General features: G+C 75.0%; 2 protein-coding genes. Both read right to left on the reverse strand.

The features are described from left to right. Positions 1-1,542: beta-ketoacyl synthase N-terminal-like domain-containing protein (locus AB0H81_RS44635; RefSeq protein WP_358388561.1), on the reverse strand; the 1,542-nt coding region annotated here is incomplete at its 3' end. 33 nt (positions 1,543-1,575) lie between these two features. Continuing rightward, a partial coding sequence (locus tag AB0H81_RS44640) for a phosphopantetheine-binding protein (protein ID WP_358388564.1) occupies positions 1,576-2,236 on the reverse strand: 661 nt, incomplete at its 5' end.

Here is a 2,236-nt window from a genome sequence, read left to right on the forward strand (position 1 = left end):
CCGCGCCGTGGCGGCGAGCTCCGCGCCGCTGACGCGGCCCGCGTGCTCGCGCAGCCGGCCGGCCTGGGCGCGCAGCGCGGCGGCGGTCTTGGCGGAGAAGGCCCACACGATCGGCCCGGCGTCCGTGAGCTCCGCGCCCTCGGCCGCGGACGCCGGCTCGGGGGCGCTCTCCAGGATGACGTGCGCGTTCGTGCCGCTGACGCCGAAGCTGGAGACGCCCGCCCGCACCGGCCGGTCGGCGGGCAGCTCGACGGGCTCGGTGAGGACGCGCAGCCCGCCGGACGCCCAGTCCACGTGCGGGGTCGGCTCCTCGACGTGCAACGTGCGCGGCAGGCGGCGGTGCTCCAGGGCCTTGACCATCTTGATGACCCCGGCCACGCCGGCCGCGGCCTGGGTGTGGCCGATGTTCGACTTGACCGACCCGAGCCAGACCGGCCGGTCACCGCCGCGGGCCCGGCCGTAGGTGGCGAGCAGGGCCTGCGCCTCGATCGGGTCGCCGAGGGTCGTGCCGGTGCCGTGCGCCTCGACGACGTCCACGTCGAGGGTGTCGAGCTGGGCGTCGGCGAGCGCCTGCTGGATGACCCGCTCCTGGGCGGGGCCGCTGGGCGCGGTCATGCCGTTGCTCGCGCCGTCCTGGTTGATCGCCGAGCCGCGGATCACCGCGAGGACGCGGCGGCCGTTGCGCCGGGCGTCCGAGAGGCGCTCCAGCGTGAGCACGCCCACGCCCTCCGACCAGGCGGCGCCGTCGGCGGTCGAGGAGAACGACTTGCACCGCCCGTCGGGGGCGAGCGCCCGCTGCCGGCAGAACTCGATGAACGGCACCGGGGACGCCATGACCGACACCCCCCCGGCCAGGGCCAGCGAGCATTCGCCCCGGCGCAGCGCCTGGACGGCCAGGTGCAGGGCGACCAGGGACGACGAGCAGGCGGTGTCCACCGACAGCGCCGGGCCCTCCAGGCCGAGGGTGTAGGAGACGCGGCCGGACATGACGCTGGAGGCGCTGGAGGTGAACAGGGTGCCCTCGACGGCCTCGGGGGTGACCTCCAGGAACCGGGTCGAGTAGTGCTCGTACATGTTGCCCGCGTACACGCCGGTGCGGGAGCCGCGCAGCGTCGCCGGGTCGATGCCCGCCCGTTCCAGCGCCTCCCAGCACGACTCCAGGAACAGCCGGTGCTGCGGGTCCGTGGCCAGCGCGCTGCGCGGGCTCATCCCGAAGAACGCGGCGTCGAAGTCGGCCACGCCGCCGACGAACCCGCCCTGCCGGGTGTACGACTTGCCCCACGCCTCGGGGTCGGGGTCGAACAGGCCCTCCAGGTCCCAGCCCCGGTCGGCCGGGAAGTCGCCGATGGCGTCGCCGTCCGTCTCCACCAGGTCCCACAGGTCGTCGGGGCTCCACACCCCGCCGGGATACCGGCACGCCATGCCCACGATCGCCACCGGCTCGTGCCGGCGGCCCACGTCCTCGGCGAGGCGCTGGCGGGTCTCCGCCAGCTCGACGGTCGCGCGCCTCAGATAGTCGCGGAGCTTGTCCTCGGTCCCCATCAGGTCGAACCCTTCGGTCGCGGGAGTCAGGCGTCACAGTTCGTTGTCGATGAGGGCGAAGATCTCCTCGTCCGAAGCCGAGTCGATCTTGCCCACCACCGTGTCGGGGTGTCCGGGGCTCTCCGGCTCCGCCCCGAACCGGGCCAGGCTGCTCTGCAGCACGGCGACGAGCTTGCTGCGTACCGCGTCCGCGTCCTCCCTGGCGCCGGCCAGCATGGAGCCGACGTGCTCCAGGGCCGTGCGCAGCGTGTCCTCGGGGGACGGCGCCTGCGGCACGAGCGTGCGGAAGAGGTACTCGGCCAGCGAGTTGACGGTCGGGTGGTCGAAGACGAGGGTCGCGGGCAGCCGCAGGCCGGTGTCGGCGTTGAGCCGGTTGCGCAGCTCGACGGCCGTCAACGAGTCGAAGCCGAGGCGGTTGAACGCGCGGTCGGCCTCGATGTGGTCGGCGCTGCCGTGGGCGAGGACGGCCGCCACGTGCGTCCGCACGCGGTCGGTGAGCAGGCGCAGCCCTTCGTCCTTGGTCAGCACGGCGAGCCTGGACACCAGCCCGGCCACGCCGCCGTCGCCCCGCTCACCGGCGGTACGCCTGGGCGTCCGTACGAGGCCGCGCAGCATGGGCGGCAGCTCCCCGGCCTCGGCCCGCGCCCGGAGCCCGGCGGCGTCCCAGCGGGCGGCCACCACCTGGGCCTCGGCG

Source organism: Nonomuraea sp. NPDC050691 (assembly GCF_040654455.1).
Lineage (GTDB): Bacteria > Actinomycetota > Actinomycetes > Streptosporangiales > Streptosporangiaceae > Nonomuraea.